This window comes from Aquamicrobium sp. YD-1-mutant5 (genome assembly GCF_059509755.1).
In genome coordinates, this window is the sequence record NZ_JCAKKP010000029.1 from 1 (window position 1) to 15,930 (window position 15,930).

16 protein-coding genes and 3 pseudogenes are annotated in these 15,930 nt (G+C 57.8%); 4 read left to right on the forward strand and 15 right to left on the reverse strand.

Annotated features, from left to right (window positions below):
* Nucleotides 1–128, forward strand: a pseudogene (locus AC5XE7_RS20040) (IS5/IS1182 family transposase); the annotation flags it as partial.
* Nucleotides 129–173: 45 nt separating this feature from the next.
* Here AC5XE7_RS20040 and AC5XE7_RS20045 read toward each other — a convergent pair.
* The 3 genes and pseudogenes from AC5XE7_RS20045 to repC (AC5XE7_RS20055) form a co-directional block, all read right to left on the reverse strand.
* Nucleotides 174–1,232, reverse strand: coding sequence for a hypothetical protein (locus tag AC5XE7_RS20045; RefSeq protein ID WP_272809213.1), 1,059 nt, complete (start codon nucleotides 1,230–1,232; stop codon nucleotides 174–176).
* 319 nt (nucleotides 1,233–1,551) lie between these two features.
* Nucleotides 1,552–2,769 carry a hypothetical protein gene (locus AC5XE7_RS20050; RefSeq protein ID WP_272809212.1) on the reverse strand — a complete coding sequence of 406 codons (1,218 nt, stop codon included), beginning with the start codon at nucleotides 2,767–2,769 and terminating at the stop codon, nucleotides 1,552–1,554.
* Nucleotides 2,770–2,917: 148 nt separating this feature from the next.
* Nucleotides 2,918–3,235: pseudogene (gene repC / locus AC5XE7_RS20055) on the reverse strand (plasmid replication protein RepC); the annotation flags it as partial.
* Nucleotides 3,236–3,319: 84 nt separating this feature from the next.
* On the opposite strand from repC (AC5XE7_RS20055), the gene AC5XE7_RS20060 reads away from it, so the two are divergent.
* Nucleotides 3,320–4,693, forward strand: a complete 1,374-nt coding sequence (locus AC5XE7_RS20060) for an ISNCY family transposase (RefSeq protein ID WP_272809211.1) — start codon at nucleotides 3,320–3,322, stop codon at nucleotides 4,691–4,693.
* A 184-nt stretch (nucleotides 4,694–4,877) separates the two neighbouring features.
* Here AC5XE7_RS20060 and repC (AC5XE7_RS20065) read toward each other — a convergent pair.
* Nucleotides 4,878–5,549 (reverse strand): annotated as a pseudogene (repC, locus tag AC5XE7_RS20065) (plasmid replication protein RepC); the annotation flags it as partial.
* A 10-nt stretch (nucleotides 5,550–5,559) separates the two neighbouring features.
* On the opposite strand from repC (AC5XE7_RS20065), the gene AC5XE7_RS20070 reads away from it, so the two are divergent.
* Nucleotides 5,560–5,778 carry a putative quinol monooxygenase gene (locus AC5XE7_RS20070; protein WP_272791936.1) on the forward strand — a complete coding sequence of 73 codons (219 nt, stop codon included), beginning with the start codon at nucleotides 5,560–5,562 and terminating at the stop codon, nucleotides 5,776–5,778.
* A gap of 26 nt (nucleotides 5,779–5,804) precedes the next feature.
* Here the strand turns inward: AC5XE7_RS20070 and AC5XE7_RS20075 are convergent, their stop codons facing one another.
* From AC5XE7_RS20075 to AC5XE7_RS20120, 10 genes are all read right to left on the reverse strand, one after another.
* Nucleotides 5,805–6,176 (reverse strand): aldo/keto reductase, encoded by a 372-nt coding sequence (locus tag AC5XE7_RS20075; protein ID WP_272791992.1) that lies wholly within the window; start codon nucleotides 6,174–6,176, stop codon nucleotides 5,805–5,807.
* A gap of 20 nt (nucleotides 6,177–6,196) precedes the next feature.
* Nucleotides 6,197–7,396 carry an acetyl-CoA C-acetyltransferase gene (locus AC5XE7_RS20080; RefSeq protein ID WP_272791935.1) on the reverse strand — a complete coding sequence of 400 codons (1,200 nt, stop codon included), beginning with the start codon at nucleotides 7,394–7,396 and terminating at the stop codon, nucleotides 6,197–6,199.
* 79 nt (nucleotides 7,397–7,475) lie between these two features.
* Nucleotides 7,476–7,895 (reverse strand): carboxymuconolactone decarboxylase family protein, encoded by a 420-nt coding sequence (locus AC5XE7_RS20085; RefSeq protein WP_272791934.1) that lies wholly within the window; start codon nucleotides 7,893–7,895, stop codon nucleotides 7,476–7,478.
* A 12-nt stretch (nucleotides 7,896–7,907) separates the two neighbouring features.
* Complete coding sequence (locus AC5XE7_RS20090; RefSeq protein ID WP_272809210.1) at nucleotides 7,908–8,537, reverse strand: 3-oxoacid CoA-transferase subunit B; 630 nt, start codon at nucleotides 8,535–8,537, stop codon at nucleotides 7,908–7,910.
* A complete protein-coding gene (locus AC5XE7_RS20095) occupies nucleotides 8,537–9,241 on the reverse strand; it encodes a CoA transferase subunit A (RefSeq protein ID WP_272791932.1) in 705 nt (234 codons plus the stop codon). Before AC5XE7_RS20095 ends, AC5XE7_RS20090 begins: the two co-directional genes overlap by 1 nt.
* 10 nt (nucleotides 9,242–9,251) lie before the next feature.
* A complete protein-coding gene (kce, locus tag AC5XE7_RS20100) occupies nucleotides 9,252–10,184 on the reverse strand; it encodes a 3,5-dioxohexanoate:acetyl-CoA acetone transferase (protein WP_272791931.1) in 933 nt (310 codons plus the stop codon).
* Entirely contained in the window at nucleotides 10,181–10,966 is a 786-nt protein-coding gene (locus AC5XE7_RS20105; RefSeq protein WP_495367371.1) for a cyclase family protein, read from the reverse strand. The genes kce and AC5XE7_RS20105 overlap by 4 nt, the downstream gene beginning before the upstream one ends.
* 12 nt (nucleotides 10,967–10,978) lie before the next feature.
* The gene (locus AC5XE7_RS20110) at nucleotides 10,979–12,295 is read right to left on the reverse strand and encodes a TRAP transporter large permease (protein WP_495367370.1); all 1,317 of its coding nucleotides are present in this window, start codon (nucleotides 12,293–12,295) and stop codon (nucleotides 10,979–10,981) included.
* On the reverse strand, nucleotides 12,292–12,804 hold the full coding sequence (locus AC5XE7_RS20115) for a TRAP transporter small permease subunit (protein ID WP_272791926.1): 513 nt from the start codon (nucleotides 12,802–12,804) through the stop codon (nucleotides 12,292–12,294). Before AC5XE7_RS20115 ends, AC5XE7_RS20110 begins: the two co-directional genes overlap by 4 nt.
* Nucleotides 12,805–12,809: 5 nt before the next feature.
* The gene (locus AC5XE7_RS20120; protein WP_272809208.1) at nucleotides 12,810–13,856 is read right to left on the reverse strand and encodes a C4-dicarboxylate TRAP transporter substrate-binding protein; all 1,047 of its coding nucleotides are present in this window, start codon (nucleotides 13,854–13,856) and stop codon (nucleotides 12,810–12,812) included.
* Nucleotides 13,857–14,020: 164 nt separating this feature from the next.
* On the opposite strand from AC5XE7_RS20120, the gene AC5XE7_RS20125 reads away from it, so the two are divergent.
* On the forward strand, nucleotides 14,021–15,010 hold the full coding sequence (locus AC5XE7_RS20125) for an amidohydrolase family protein (RefSeq protein ID WP_272791924.1): 990 nt from the start codon (nucleotides 14,021–14,023) through the stop codon (nucleotides 15,008–15,010).
* 79 nt (nucleotides 15,011–15,089) lie between these two features.
* On the opposite strand, the gene AC5XE7_RS20130 is transcribed toward AC5XE7_RS20125, so the two are convergent.
* Nucleotides 15,090–15,853 (reverse strand): IS5 family transposase gene (locus tag AC5XE7_RS20130; RefSeq protein ID WP_443021299.1). Its coding sequence is split into 2 segments (ribosomal slippage): nucleotides 15,090–15,509 and nucleotides 15,512–15,853, totalling 762 coding nucleotides; the frame shifts between segments, so codons are not numbered across the junction.
* Nucleotides 15,854–15,930 lie beyond the last annotated feature (77 nt).

Here is a 15,930-nt window from a genome sequence, read left to right on the forward strand (position 1 = left end):
TCGTGGAGCGGTTCTTCAACAGGATCAAACACTTCCGAGGCATAGCCACTCGCTACGACAAGCGCCCGGAAAACTACCTCGCCGCCGTCAAATTCGTCGCAGCGAGGATTTGGTGTCAGAGTTTATGAGTCGACCGCCTAGGCCGATCCTTCGCCCTCAGCCGGCCTACGGCTTTACCAACCGTCAGCTGATTTCGGTGCGGGAGGCCAGAGGACCTTGAAATCGCCCTTGCCAGAAGGCCAGGCGAGACCGAAGCCGTTCTCCAGCGCCAAGGCGCTGTCGTCGGCTTTGGTCACTTCAGTTTCCACCACGATCAGTTGCTTCCCTTCCCACCGTTGTTGTTGACGATAGTCGAGTAGCTGTCCCATCGCTGTGCGGATAGCAAACCGAACAGTTGATGTCTCGGTAGGCTTGACCTCGACCATCACGTCCAGGCTCTTCCCATCTGTAAATCGCATGTCGTCGCAAAAGGTAGGAAGAAATTGAACACCAGGGATTGTCCATTGCAGATAGTCTTTAAGTAGCCTTTCGAGTTTGTTGTGCCGGGGGCTGATCTGCACCTCATGACGTTTCACATACCTGGTGTAACCGTCAGCCGCTGCTTGACCCGCCCGATGCTTCACCCTACTGCGCGCGGGTGGCCGATCAAAAGCGGGCAATTCCCCCCCAAGGATCGCGCGGATATTTTCTACAAAGCTCCTTGCCGCCGGGTCAGACGTGTCATCCGCATACCACCAGCTCGCTTGCCCGCTCCAGCCTTTCCCACGTTCAAGGTAAAGGCCTTCATCACGCTTTTTCACGGGAATGAGATGCGCGCCCTCGGCCCGCGCTCGTACCCGGAAGCTCAGGACTTCATCATCCTCATGCTGGCCGGAAGGGTATACGCCATCAAACCTCTGGCGTTTACGATAGACTCGCGCATTCTTGTACCATCCGATTACGCAGCGCGGATCCCTTCCATCGACAGGGGCAGTCCAGACGACATCGACACCATCGATGAACTCGGCTGGGGGCGACGCCCCCAATCTCTCGATTTTTACATCGCGATCGACGTCGTTCTTGATTGTTTCGAAGTGGCCGTAGACATAGCCATCGTCGGCTTCAACGAAGTTTAATTCCTCCCCGGCTCTTCCCTCGGAGACTACGTAGCCACCCCCACCTTTCGGAGGGTCCTTGGCATCGCGGCCTGCATAATTCTTCATCCAGGCGATATTGCAAAATAGGAGCGGCATGAGTTCTTCCGGGTCCGAGAACCTGTTGTGTCAATTCATCTCTTCATCTGCGCTAGTACGTTGCAGACCGTGTCTGCGGTTCGCCGTGGCCGGCTCCATGGAACAGGAGCTCGCCGGATCCTCGAAAGCACACAGAAGGCGACGACGGACAGACAATCCTTCTCCGAGGAGCCGATCCCGGACTTCTTAGTTGGGGCAAGCGACGACTTCAAGCATAAGTGGCCGGGCAAATTCCACCCCTAGTCCCGAGTGATGTAAAGCAGCGTCTGCTTGTCCTTAGCGACTTCAGTATGAGGGGCAGCATACGAGCGAGCATCGATCACCGAAATTCCTCGGCGAAAAGGCCTTCTGCCTCTGGCTCGCGTTCGACCAAGGCAGGCTCTGCTTGCGCCGGCGGTTTAAACATTATCGTCGAATAGAGGTTTAGATCCTCGTCGCGACCCAAGACCGCGAATCCGTCTGGAAAGATTGCTCCTCCGGATCGCTTTGCTGCCTCGACGAGATCCGTTGGAAACTCTGGAAGTTCTGCCATGAGGTCGATCCCGACTTGGCTCGACTCGATGAAGGCAAAGATTCGCTGAGCAATTTCCAGATCCAGCGCCATGCCATTCACGAGCCTCACCGGTCCTGATCTGAAGATCAAGTGCTCTTTGGCGGTGATGACCAGCGGCTCCCACTCTGCGTCTTCTCCAACAATCCAGGTTCGGCCGAGCCATTCAACCGTGGTAAAGTTCTGCTCCGAAGGTTTCCAAGTACGATCGCGGGCAGCCTCCCCGACCTCGGGCCCGAAGAGAAGAGTCAGCACACCGCAATAGCTGCCAAACAGCACGTCTCCTGGATCAGAGCGTTCGGAGGGGCGGTCGTCCTTGTCCCCGGGGGGTAGTCCATCATGTGCCGTGTGGTCGATGAATATCTCCGCTTTCTTTACAGATTTCATCCAGCTGCCGACCGCATAGCCATGCGACGCTACCCAGGAACCGATTTTGCGACCCAGATAAGGCTCGACCTGCTCCTTGTAGCCTTCCCTGACAGTCTTCGTGAAAGCTGCCCTGGACGCTCCCTTGGTCGCTTTCGACTCCGCAAGGGCGACAAACATATCCCCCGAACGGCTGAAGACGTAATCCGGAGAACGAGTGGTCGGACGTTTGCCGTGGACTTCATGGTTTTCGAAATGATCCACCCAGCGGTATCCATCCCGGACCATCTGGAGGTAGGCAATGCCGTCGCCGACCAGGCCGGTCATCGTCTTTCCGACGTAGTCCTTGAGGGTCCGGGCAGTATCTAGCAACGCAAAGCGCTCATTCTTGTCATCAACGTGCCGGGCGATAAGGTGTCGGCACATCTGGACCTGAGCCTTCGCGGCGCGCTGGTCCATCTTCGCCCTGCTGGAGCATTGCGCCATCGCCCCGTACAGCTCGGCGGGTGTGAACAGCATTTCGATATTCTCCGGCGCTCGACCGGTGATCAAGCGGTTCCTCCTGGGCACATGACCGTTGATCTGCTCGACGCCGATCTGTTTTTCCTTTGCTTTCCACATAGGCTGGCGACCCCTCAGAACTGGCGTTCAGCGCCAGTAACTCCCTGTATCAGAAAAGAAAATCACGAAAAAAAACGGCTGACAAGCGACCTATTGAAGGCTCGGGAGCGGATTTCGCCGCTTGTCGGCCCGCTGCGTCGCTCCATCGTCACGCAGTTCTTCGGTCTCTTTGGTCAGTTGCCTTCATCAGAGCCATCAACATAGGCCCAAGGGAAAACTCGCCGCGCTCAGAGCGCCTGGTAAGATCCCGCAGATAGCCGCCTGCCGACGTTATGAAATTTGACCGCTCGAGAATACATGCCATCGCCACCGCAGCATTCTCCGGTCCCATGGCGTTACACGCCTCCTCGTAGGCAGAGGGGCTGACGCCGAGCATTGAGCGCACAACGATGGCCGCCTTCATGAGTTCGCGCCAGTGCTCGATGCGCCCGCCGGGCCCATAATCAGTTATCTGGGGGCAGGCCCTGTAGCCGCAAAGTTGGAATGTCCTGTTTCTGCAAAGTTGGAATGTCACACTCCCCGGGTCTGAATGATGCCTGGGAGATTGCAGATGGGATTGATAGCGATGAGCGAGCGCGATCTGCGGCGGATCGAGGTGTTATCGAAGGTCGCCGGCGGACGGATGACGACGGTGTCAGCGGCGCATGTGCTTGACCTGAGCGAGCGCCAGGTGCGCCGGCTTCTGGAGCGGATACGGACTGGCGGCGCGGCGTCGATCCGGCACAAGGCGATCGGCCGGCCATCGAACAACCGGATCAGCGACGGCGTTCGGGATTATGCGATGATGCTGGTGCGCGAACGTTATGCGGATTTCGGTCCGACCTTGGCGACGGAGAAGCTTGCTGAACGCGATGGTTTGCGCGTGTCGCGCGAGACGGTGCGCGGTTGGATGTCCGAGGCTGGACTGTGGTTGTCACGCAAACAGCGTCGGACGTTTCATCAGCCGCGTCTGCGCCGCGAAGCTTATGGCGAACTGGTGCAGATCGATGGGTCGGAGCATCGCTGGTTCGAGGATCGCGGACCGCCATGCTCGCTGTTGGTGTTTGTCGATGATGCGACTGGCAGGCTGATGCAATTGCGCTTCGTGCGCTCGGAAAGTGCCTTCACCTACTTCGAGGCGCTAGATCTCTATCTCCAGCGTCACGGCGCACCGATCGCCTTTTACTCGGACAAGCATTCGGTGTTCCGGGTGGCGAAGAAGGATGCCAGGGGTGGCCAGGGCATGACCCAGTTCGGGCGTGCACTTTGCGAGTTAAACATCGAGATTCTTTGCGCGAATTCGAGCCAGGCCAAGGGCCGCGTCGAGCGGATGAATCGGACGCTGCAGGATCGGCTGGTCAAGGAGCTGCGGCTGGCTGGCATCGACGATATGGAGGCTGGCAATGCGTTCTTGCCGGGCTTCATGGAGGATTACAACAGGCGGTTTGCGGTGGTCCCTGCCCGGTCCGATGATTTACACCGGCCGATCAATCTGGGGCCGGACCGATTGGCGGAGATCCTGTGCAAGCGCGAGCAACGTTATGTCGGAGCGCAGCTGCCGTTTTCGTTCGAGCGCAAGCGGATCATGCTGCAGGAGACCGATGTGACGCGGGGGCTGGTTGGTCGTTATGTCGAGACCTATGCCTATGCGGACGGTCGCCTGGACGTGCGTTGGAAAGGGTATTCCCTGCCCTACACGGTGTTCGACAAGGACCAGCGGGTGACGCATGCGGCGATCACGGAGAACAAGCGACTGGGTGATGTTCTGGCCTATATCAAGGAACGCCAGGATCAGCAGTCGAAGCCGGACGTAAAGACCAACAGCGAGAAGATTGGCTATAAACCGCGTGGCCGGAAACCCGGTCCCCGGACAGATTACATGAACGATCCGGCGATCATCGCGCGACATGAGAAGGCACTGTTGCGACAGCAAGCCGCAGAGTGAATGCTCGTTCGAATAGCCTCAAAGCTAAAGCCGAGGGGTGGTTCTCACCCGCCCCGATCTGATCTTGCAACCGGGATCAGCCGCTCAGATCGGGGCTGGTCCTCGTCCCATGCGGCGACTTCTCGGACATTTCTACTTTGCACCTCGACGGACATTTCGACCTTGCCGTCACAGGCCCGGAGAACATTCCAAGCGGGAAAGCCTTTATCGGTTCAGGCTTCGCCTTCTCCCGCTCGATCGGCGCGCTGTTAGCTTGTGGCTTATACCCGAGGCTTCCGCCCTGCTCTTTTCCAGAGCTAGGTTCAAGTTCAGTTATGGATTCGGTATTTGAATTCTGTATGTGGCGGTCATCCCGAATGGCATTGCCGTGCATTCCATCTGTTTTAAGCTGCATTTCCAGGATGTTGAGCACCTCTTCCCGTAGGAGCTGCATTTCGTCGAGCGTGGTCTCAACTTGTAAGCGGTTCGGGTAGCGCGGGAGGCGTGCGAGGATGCTGACGTACTCGGACTCCACCTGATCCCAATTGCCCGTAGCGCCGTCTTCCAGCGCGGCCGAGATCAATTTGCGCACATCGCGACGGCAGATCGTCAGCGCTTCCCTTGCCCTACGAAAGCGCACGCGCTCAGCGGCGACATCCTGTGCCATCAAGGCGAGTTCCGTGGCACGAGCCAGCAGCGGCGTAAGGTCAAACCCGTAGGCCTGTTCGATCTCGCCATCCCGGTTGCGGTGCGCGTAGCGTTTACCGTTCGGGCTGTCGCGCCGCAGGATAAGGCCGGCAACGACAAGCGCGGCGAGTTGCCGGCGTAGCGTCGTCTCGGTGATTCCATGAGCCCGCACTGACAACTGGGCGTTGGATCTTGCGGCCATGACAAGACAGCGGCCTGGAAACATCTCCTATGATGCCGCCCTTGACGATCCGGGGATGGGCAGGCTGCTCATCGCGGAACGCTGGACCGACCAGGCGGCGCTGAGCGCTCATCTCAATACGGAGGAGACCAAAGCGTTCGTTGCGCGATGGCAGGGACGCATGCGGGGCGATGTGAGGAAGTTTGATGCCTCGAATGAAAGGAGCTTGCAAGATTGAAGAGCTTCGCTGCTTTAGCTGATTACCTAATGGCTGAGCTTGATCGTGTCGAGTTCACGTATTGCTTCTTGATCAAGAGTTACTGAACCCGCGGCGCAGTTTTCCTCAAGGTGAGAAACGTTACTCGTTCCTGGAATAAGCAAGGTATTTGCAGATTGCTGCAGCAACCAGGCTAGGCCGATTTGCGAGGGCGTCGCCCCCAACCGATTTGCCACGGCGATTACTTGGGGTTGCTCGATCACTTTCGGCATCCCCGGCACCGCACCGCCCAAGGGGAAAAGAGGAACCCACGCTACGTTAGTCTCTGCACAAAATCTGAAGACGTCCTCAAACTCTCGGTCCACAAGGCTGTAGGCATTTTGAACGCAGGTGATATCGGCCGAAGAGGCCCGGCGCACGATGTCCAAGCCAACGGCACTCAAACCAAAGGCAGCGACTCGCGGCCCATAGCTTCAACACACATCGCTATGCCCATACCGCCACCGATGCATAGCGTGGCCAGCCCTTTCGACGTGCCCGATCGACGTAGCTCGTACAGTAGTGTTACAAGCACCCGTGCTCCAGATGCACCGATTGGATGGCCCAGCGCGATAGCGCCGCCATTGACGTTGACCTTTACCGGATCCCATCCCATGGCGTCGTTTACGGCACACGCTTGGGCGGCAAATGCTTCGTTCGCCTCGATACGGTCGAGCTCATCAATGCGCCAGCCGGCATTTATTAAAGCGTTCCTGGAAGCTGGGATAGGGCCAGTTCCCATAAGAGCTGGTTCCACTCCAGCCGTGGCCCAACCAGCGATGCGAGCGAGGGGGGTAAGATTACGTCGTGCCGCTTCGTCTTCCGACATTAGAAGGAGCGCCGCTGCCCCATCATTTAGTCCGGACGCATTGCCTGCCGTCACAGTCCCGTCTTTCTGAAACGCGGGGCGCAATTTTTCCAGTGCCTCCCGCGTTGTCTCCGGCCGCAAATGATCGTCAGTGTCGACAATGCTACTTCCCTTGCGGGTCTCGATCGTCACGGGAGCGATCTCCTCCCTGAAGTGCCCGGCGCCCTGAGCTGCTGCTGCTTTTCGCTGGCTTTCGAGCGCAAAATCATCCTGTCTTATGCGGCTGATTACGAATTGCTTAGCAACGTTTTCTGCGGTCACCCCCATGTGGTACGCTCCAAACGCATCAGTGAGCCCGTCGGAAATCATGGTATCGATGAGGCTGACATTGCCCATTTTCACACCCGTTCGAATTGCTTGACAATGTGGTGCAAGCGACATCGACTCTTGTCCGCCTGCCACAATGATGGCCGCACCGCCGCTCATTATCTCGTTGGCACCCAGCGCGACGGCGCGAAGTCCTGACCCACAGACCTGGTTTACCGAGAGCGCAGTGGCAGTTTTCGGAACGCCCGCGAGCACCGATGCCTGTCGCGCCGGATTCTGTCCCGCGCCCGCGGTTAGCACTTGGCCCAAAATCACTTCGTTAACGCTGCCTGGATCGATGCCAGCCCTTTCAAGCGCGGCGGCAATTGCGACTGCACCAAGCTCGTGAGCAGGGACTGTGCCCAACGGCCCCAAGAAGCTTCCAACCGGCGTTCTAGCCGCTCCGACGATGACAACTGATTTCATATCGATACCCTCCTGAGGGCGACTGTCGCGCGTTGTTGTGTCTGCATATGTTTGGTGAGCCGGCACGGCTTTTTTGACGCTAGGAGTGCGAACGTGGCGGCCTGACATGTGTCGCCAAGACGTCGCTTGCGACGCGAACCGCATCCGACGCCGCCGGCCAACCGCAATAGCATCCGGCGTGCAACAGGAGTTCCCGTAACTCCTCATCGGTGACGCCGTTGTTTAGCGCTCCGCAAAGGTGTGTTTCCAACTCGCGTGGCCTGTTCAATGCAATCAGCATGGCGACTGTGATCAGACTGCGCGTTTTCAGATCCAGCCCTTGCCGCGACCAAGTCGCGCCCCAACCAAGCGCTGTAACCGCCTGTTGCAGCGCCTGACGCAATTCATCTTGCTCAGCCGAAGCTAGCGACTTGTCGACGTACTCGTCGCCAAGAACTTCACGCCGAATGGGCATTCCAACCTTATAAAGTTCCTCGTACATCATTGATATCTCACTCATCTATGGCTTCTGTCAGTTTAGAAGGCTCGCCATCGTCACCGCGCGCAGCTGGTCCATAGAGATCCCATCAGCCAACTCCACGACCTTCAGTCCGCCGGGGACGACATCGAGAACACCCAGATCTGTGATAATGCGGTCAACAACGGCTTTGCCGGTCAGCGGCAAAGTACAAGATCTCAGGACTTTGGATCTTCCTGCCTTATCGGTATGGTCCATGACCACCACGACACGTTTTACGCCCGCCACAAGATCCATGGCCCCGCCCATCCCCTTCACGAGTTTGCCTGGGACCATCCAGTTGGCGAGGTCTCCTTCTTCAGACACCTCCATGGCGCCGAGAATAGCCATGTCGATTTTGCCTCCACGGATCATCGCAAAGGATGTCGCGCTGTCGAAGTAGGCAGTCTGCGATTGTTCAGTGATGGTCTGCTTACCGGCGTTGATGAGGTCGGGATCTTCTTCGCCTATAATAGGGAAGGGGCCCATTCCCAACATCCCGTTTTCTGATTGCAGCGTGACAGCTATCCCGGCTGGGATGTGATTTGATATCAGCGTCGGAATACCGATCCCGAGGTTCACATACCATCCGTCCTGAAGTTCCTGTGCTGCGCGCGCAGCCATCCGGTTTCGATCCCAAGGCATCAGGCGAGCTCCTTCGGGCGAACGGTGAGCTGTTCGATACGCTTCTCGTGTACCCCTGAGACAATTCGATGAACATATATGCCGGGAAGGTGGATGTGATCCGGGTCGAGACTGCCTAGCGGCACGATTTCCTCGACCTCAGCGACGCATACCTTGCCGCAAGTCGCAGCCGGCACATTGAAGTTTCGCGCGGTCTTGCGGAAGACCAGATTTCCGGAATGGTCGGCTTTCCACGCCTTCACAATCGAGAGGTCGGCGACGATACTGTTCTCGAGAATGTGCACACGTCCATTGAATTCCTTGTGCTCCTTGCCTTCAGCAACGATGGTGCCGACACCCGTCGCCGTGTAGAAGCCAGGAATGCCTGCGCCGCCTGCGCGCATTCGCTCGGCCAATGTGCCTTGCGGATTGAATTCCAGTTCCAGTTCGCCTGCGAGATACTGGCGCATGAATTCGGCGTTTTCTCCGACATAGGACGAAATCATCCTGCTGATCTGTCTTGTGTGAAGGAGAACGCCGAGGCCGAAGCCATCGACACCACAATTGTTCGACGCGACGGTTAAATTCTTTGCTCCACTTCGACGTAAGGCTTCGATCAGGAGTTCAGGAATGCCGCATAGCCCGAAGCCACCAGCGGCAATGGTCATGCCGTCGAATAGCAGTCCGTCGAGAGCCGCATCCGCATCAGGATAGGTTTTCTTCATTGGTTCCTCTTTAAAACGCGACACTGTCGGCGCCTTTCAGGCCGAGGATTTCTCGCGCTTCGTCGGGCGAGGCGATTTCGCACCCAAGGTCTTCGATAATCCTGCGGATCTTCGCGACCTGCTGCGCATTGCTCTCGGCGAGCTTCCCGCGGCTGACGAATAGGCTGTCTTCAAGGCCCACGCGAACATTCCCCTTCATTTGGCTGGCGGTTGTAGCGAGGCTCATCTGTGCGGCGCCCGCGCCGAGCACAGACCAGTGATAGTCATCGCCAAAGAGCCTGTCGGCGGTGCGCTTCATGAAGATGAGATTGTCAATTTCCGGGCCTATGCCGCCCAGGATGCCAAAAATGAACTGGATAAAGATCGGCGCCTTGAATAGGCCGATGTCCATGCAGAAGCGCAGGTTGTAGAGATGGCCAACATCGTAGCATTCGTGCTCGAACTTGATGCCATGAGGTGCGAGTGTCTTCGCTGCATTCTCGATGTCGGCAAAGGTGTTGCGGAAGATGTATGTATCCGACTGGGTGACATAATCCCGCTCCCAGTCGAATTTCCAGGTATCATAACGTTTTGCGAGCGGATGAAATGAGAAGTTCATGCTTCCCATGTTCATCGAGCACATTTCCGGCGAGAACCTGAGAGCGGGCGCGATGCGCTCTTCGATCGTGTTCTTCAGGCTGCCGCCGGTCGATATATTTATGACGGCATTTGTTGCTTGCTTTATCTGTGGCAGAAAAGCGGCAAAGACATTGGGTTCGATAGTCACGCCGCCGTCTTCAGGACGCCGCGCATGGAGATGCAGGATCGCGGCGCCCGCTTCCGCTGCCCCGATCGCTTGAATTGCGATATCGTCTGCGGTGTAGGGCAGAGCATCCGACATGGTCGGCGTATGGATTGCTCCGGTAATGGCGCAAGTGATGATCGTGCGTTGCTTGTTGGTCATTTCGCCTCCGGCTCGTCGAGAATAGCGACTGCCCGGATGAAACCGGCCGAGGCGCCTTTGATCTTGAATGGGAAGCAGGAGACCTGGTACCCGCTGGATGGTAGCAGATCCAAGTTTGCCAGCTTCTCCATGTGGCAGTATCCCGTCGTCATGGAGGCGCGATGGCCTTCCCAGATGATCGACGGATCGTGGGTTTCGGCCCAGGTTTTCGCTGTATGCGAAAATGGTGCGTCCCAGGACCAGGCATCTGTTCCGGTTACGCGTACCCCCCGTTCCAGCAGCCATTCCGTCGCCGCTCGTCCGAGGCCGCAGCCGCGGGCAAGATAGTCGCCATGGCCGTAGCGGCCGCCAGCCGCGGTGTTGACCAAGACGATGTCGAGAGCTCGCAGTTGATGCCCGATACGGCGCAATTCACCCTCTACATCTTGGGGCGTGGCGACATATCCGTCGGGAAAGTGGCGGAAGTCGAGCTTCACGCCGGGTGCGAAGCACCATTCCAGGGGTACTTCATCGATAGCAATGGCTCGGGCTCCGCCATTCATCGTCGAATGGTGGTGGTATGGGGCATCGAGATGCGTGCCGTTGTGCGTCCAGAGCGTCAGTTTCTCTATCGCCCAGCCCTCTTGGCCCGGCAGGTCTTCGACCGTCAGACCAGGAAAAAAAGAGGTTATCTGGTCTGCTGTCTGGCTGTGCCGGAAATATTCAATCTGCGGCAGCATGAACGCTGGATCGGACGGAAGTCCGGCCTCGAGCGTTACGGAGAGATCAATGAGTTGAGGCATAAGGAATGGGTCTCATGGTGTAAGGGTGAGAATACCGGTGGCAATGCCGGGAAAAGCTATCAACAGGCCTACAGCAAGCAGCATCGACAGCGCGAAGGGAAACGCGCCGGCAAATACCTCGCCCAGGCCAACTGACGGATCGTTTATCGTCGCTTTGATGACGAAGAGGGATATGCCGAACGGTGGTGTCAGGAGGCCGATTTCGACCGCCACGACAGTCAGGATGCCAAACCAGATCAGGTCGACGTCAAGCTGCGCTAGAATCGGCAGCATGATCGGCACCATGATGAGCATGATCGATGAGCTGTCGAGAATCATGCCCAGTAGGATCACCGCAAGCAGGTAAAGCAGAAGCACAGGAAGAAATCCCATGTCAGACCCTGCGATGAGAGCCCCGAATTCCTGCGGGACCTGTGAAAACGCCAGCATTCGAGAGTACATCTGCGCAGCGATGATCAGGAAGCAGATGGTCGACGTGATGATGCCGGTTTCCAGGAGCACGACTCGCAGTCGACGCAGAGTCAACTTGCGCTTGGCGAGACCCAGAATAAACGCACCGGCGCAGCCGATGGCGCCTGCTTCAACGGGCGTGAACAGCCCGCCGTATATTCCGCCCAGGACACAGACAATCAAGAGAAGGATGGGCAAAGATTTTTGGGCAATGCTGCGAGCGGTCTCCTTCTTTGCGGCGGAGCGATCCGGCTTTCCGGTGAAGCCCGGAGTCAAGATGGTCATCGCCACGATCAGCAGGCAGAAGATGGCTGCCAGCAGCAGGCCAGGTACAACTCCGGCCAGAAAGAGGTCGCCGACCGATTGTTCTGTCAAAACCGCATAAAGGATGAGCAGGAGGCTAGGGGGTATTAGCATTCCCAGCACCGATGAGCCAGCGACCACGCCTGCGGCGAAACGGCGGGTATAGCCGTGACGCACCATCTCCGGCACTGCGACCTTGGTGAAGACTGCGGCCGAGGCGATGGAAATGCCAGTGATAGCGGCGAAGATGGCGTTGGCGCCAACGGTGCCCATGGCAAGCCCGCCGGTCAGGCGACCAAGGACGGCGTTGGCGACATCATAGGCGTCTTGGCCCAGATCGCTTTCGGCCACCAGGAAGCCCATGAGCACGAACAGTGGAATGATCCCGAAATAATAGCTGGCGATGGAATCGTTAACCGCCATGCCCAGCATCTTACTGGCCAGAACCGGAGAGCCTTTGATGGCCCAGACGCCGCAGAAGGATGTCGCGATCAGAGCGATCGGGACGTAGAGCCCCGCCAGAACCAGCACGACCATGACCGCTATGCAAATGAGCCCGATGTCGAAAGGCGTCATTGTCCACCCCCGACCTGTCCCGAGATTTGTCGGACAAGCTGCATCAGCATGACGACACAGGACACGATGACAGCGATCCGCACCGGCCATAGCGGAGCGGTGAACGTGCCGGTCGCTCCGATGAAGAGGTTGTCGGTGATGGCCTTTTCAGCCAGCGGCCAAGTGAATCGGAGGATGAGAACAACCACGACCAGCGCCAGCAGATTGAATATGACCTCCATCCAACGGTGCAGGCTTGGGTTGCATCTGGCAAGCATGTCCGGAATTGCATCCGAACGAGTAAGTCGATGCTCGCGCATGGCGTATGGCAGTTGCAGGAATACGATTCCAACGATAGAGAGCGCTACGATTTCCGGCACGCCCATAATTGGCTGATTGGCGAAATTCCGGAATGCGACGTCGGCGCTGACCAGGAGCACCAATCCTCCGATTAACACTGACCCAATAAGATTCAGGCTGTCGATCACGGCATCGAGTCCGCGTGAGACTGCGTTCAAGGAACTGGCCATGCCCGTTACTCCTTGTCCCAGTCGCGAAGCGGCTTCACGCCGGCGCTGCGCATGCGTTCCATATAGAGCGTCAGAACTTCCGAGCCGGGAAGCCCGCTGCTGTCGGCCTTCTTCGCCCATTCCTTCGCGATGTTCTTCATGCCCGCCGCCCAGGCTTTGCGCATATCCTCAGGAGCGACGGTGATGGTTGCACCTTCCGCCGCCATTTTCGCCAAAGCTGCGTCCGTGCCTTGTTCGAGCGACCTCAGATACCATTCACCGGCTACCTTGGCGCCCTCACGCAGTGCCTCCTGTACCTCTGTAGGTTGACTTTGGAACCATTCCGCATTGGCGCCAATCGTACCTGCATATTGGGCGCCGAAGCCGACGCGCGTGATGTATGGCGCGACTTCGTGCAGTTTGGCAGGCAATGCGGCGGTGGCAAACAGGATGACGCCTTCGTATACGCCAGTCTTGATGTCGTTGTAATAAAGCGGGCTCTGGCCGGAGACGCCAACTGCACTGGTGCCGTCGAGCCAGCTGACCGCGGCGCCGGCTGTGGCAATTTTTCGTCCCTTGAGGTCCTCGATCGACTTCACCGGAAACGTCGTCAACAGAAGATAGTCATCGACTGCCAGTGGTCCACCCAAAGGCACAATGTTGTGCTGGGTGAATGCAGCTTGCAGTCGCGGGTCCGTGAGCACCAGCTCGTTCATCAACTCGTTGACTGTCCGGGGGTCTGGACTGACGAAGGGCGTGTAATAGGTGACGTTTTGGAGCGGCATCTTTGCCGGGTCAAACAGGCTCTGGATGATACCGATTTCGGCTAGGCCGTCCTCAACCGTTTCAAGCTCTTCGCCAACCCCGGCAATCGAGCCGCCGAACTGGTTGGTGAGGCTGATCTGGTGCCCGGTTCCTTCCAGCGCCTTTTCTACCGCAGGCTCAAAGGCTACCGGAAACATTTTCACCCACCGGAACACCTCGGGATGTCCCGCGACAACTGTGGCGCTGATGGTGTCGGCCCATGCAGGGCTCGTGGCCATAGCGGCCAGGAATGCAACAACGAGTCGCATATTTGATCCTCCCTCAAAAGTGCCGGCTTGTTGATGTGACGGCACAGCCGACCTCCCGTCGGCTCGTAAAAACTATCCTGACTGATCGATTAGTCAATGCAATTTTTGCAGGACGATGATAGCTTCAGAAGCGGATAGCCGTTTGTACGAGGAGGACCATCGGGATGCCCACAGCTCAAGCCATTGCTCTTGAAGAACATTTTGCCCATCCAGAGTTTGTGGCCCGGTATGGTGTCGCCGGACCGGTAGCCGCTTTGACCGGACCCTTGGAAAACAGGCTGCCCGATATGGATGCAGCGGGAATTGAGATTCAGGTGCTGTCCCACGCCCCAGGCGCGGCACAGTCTTTGCCCGCAGACGAGGCCCTCAGCTGGTCAGAGAAGATTAACGATTATCTTGCTGTGGCCATTGATGGAAACCGGCGGTTCGCTGGGTTCGCCTCGCTACCGATGACGGCCCCAGACGCCGCTGCCCGTGAAATGGCGCGCACCGTGGAAACATTGGGTTTTCGTGGTGCGATGCTGCACGGTTTGACGAATGGTGTCTTTCCGGATGACGAGAGCCATTTCCCGCTTTACGCGGAAGCTGAACGCCTCGGCGTGCCGATCTATCTTCATCCATCCTTTCCCCATCCGGCCGTGACGCGTGCTTATTATGCCGATTGGACGGAGCGATTTCCGATGTTCGGCATGGCCGCTGCGGGTTTCACCGCTGAGACGATGGTGATAGCCATTCGCATGATGCTGGGGCGAATTCCGGAATTGTTCCCCAACTTGCAATTCATTCTCGGTCATATGGGGGAGGCAATTCCGTTTCTGCTGGAGCGAATTGATGAATCGCTTGCCCGCGATAACGGTGGCCAACGCTTTTTCCGTGAGCGTTTCCTGCGCCATTTCTACGTTACGACGAGCGGTAATTTCTCAAACGCGGCGCTAATCTGCGCACTGACTGAGATGGGAGCAGATCGCATCATGTTCTCGGTGGATTGGCCCTATGTCGCCAACCGTCCTGGTCGAGATTGGATCGATGCGGCGCCCTTGGACGAGCAACAGCGTCTGTTGATCCTCAATGGAAACGCCCGCCGTCTTCTGCGTCTTCCATACACTGCGAGAGCCATCGGTCCGTTACCGTTCTCAGAGGCTGAAGGTTGGTAGTAGAACATGCGTTGACCGAGAAGGTAAGCGGCAGGTAAAGTCTGACTGATCAGTTAAACAGCACAGTTAGGCGGTCGACTCATAAACTCTGACACCAAATCCTCGCTGCGACGAATTTGACGGCGGCGAGGTAGTTTTCCGGGCGCTTGTCGTAGCGAGTGGCTATGCCTCGGAAGTGTTTGATCCTGTTGAAGAACCGCTCCACGAGATTTCGTTGCCTGTAGACCCAGCCTGAGAATGAGAAGCTTCCCTTGCGGTTTGCCTTCGGCGGGATATTGGCCCAAGCCCCTCGCTCGGCCGCCTTGGCCCGGATGGCGTTGCTGTCATAGCCCTTGTCAGCAAGTAGGATGTCGCCTTCGCTTAGTTCGTCCGTGAGCGCGTCGGCCTCGGTGCAATCGGCGATCTGGCCACCGGTCAGGCGTAGGTTGACGGGTCGGCCTTCCGCATCGACGAGCGCATGGATTTTGCTCGTGAGCCCGCCGCGGGAACGTCCCATGCCACCATCGTCTCCATCCCCCTTTTTCCCGTGGCCGCGTGCTGGTGAACGCGAACACAGGTGGAGTCGATCATGACGATGTCGCCGTCATAAGCCTCTGAAACCGCTTCAAGAAGTCGATCCCAGACGCCCGCCTTCCGCCATCGGACAAAGCGGTTGTAGCAGGTTGTGGGCGGGCCGTAACGCTCGGGAATTTCCGCCCAGGGAGAGCCGGTCCGGAACCGCCAGAGGATGCCGTTCAGGACCCGTCGATCATCGACACGAGGAACGCCCCGTGGCTTGTTGGGCAACAGCGGCGACAGGATCGACCATTCATGGTCGGTGAGTTCATAGCGGCGGCGCGTCATCAGGGCTCCCTCATTCGGAAGCCTTGAATCACGGCCAGCGTCAGCCGACAATCGAATTTATGGGTTTACCGCCTAGG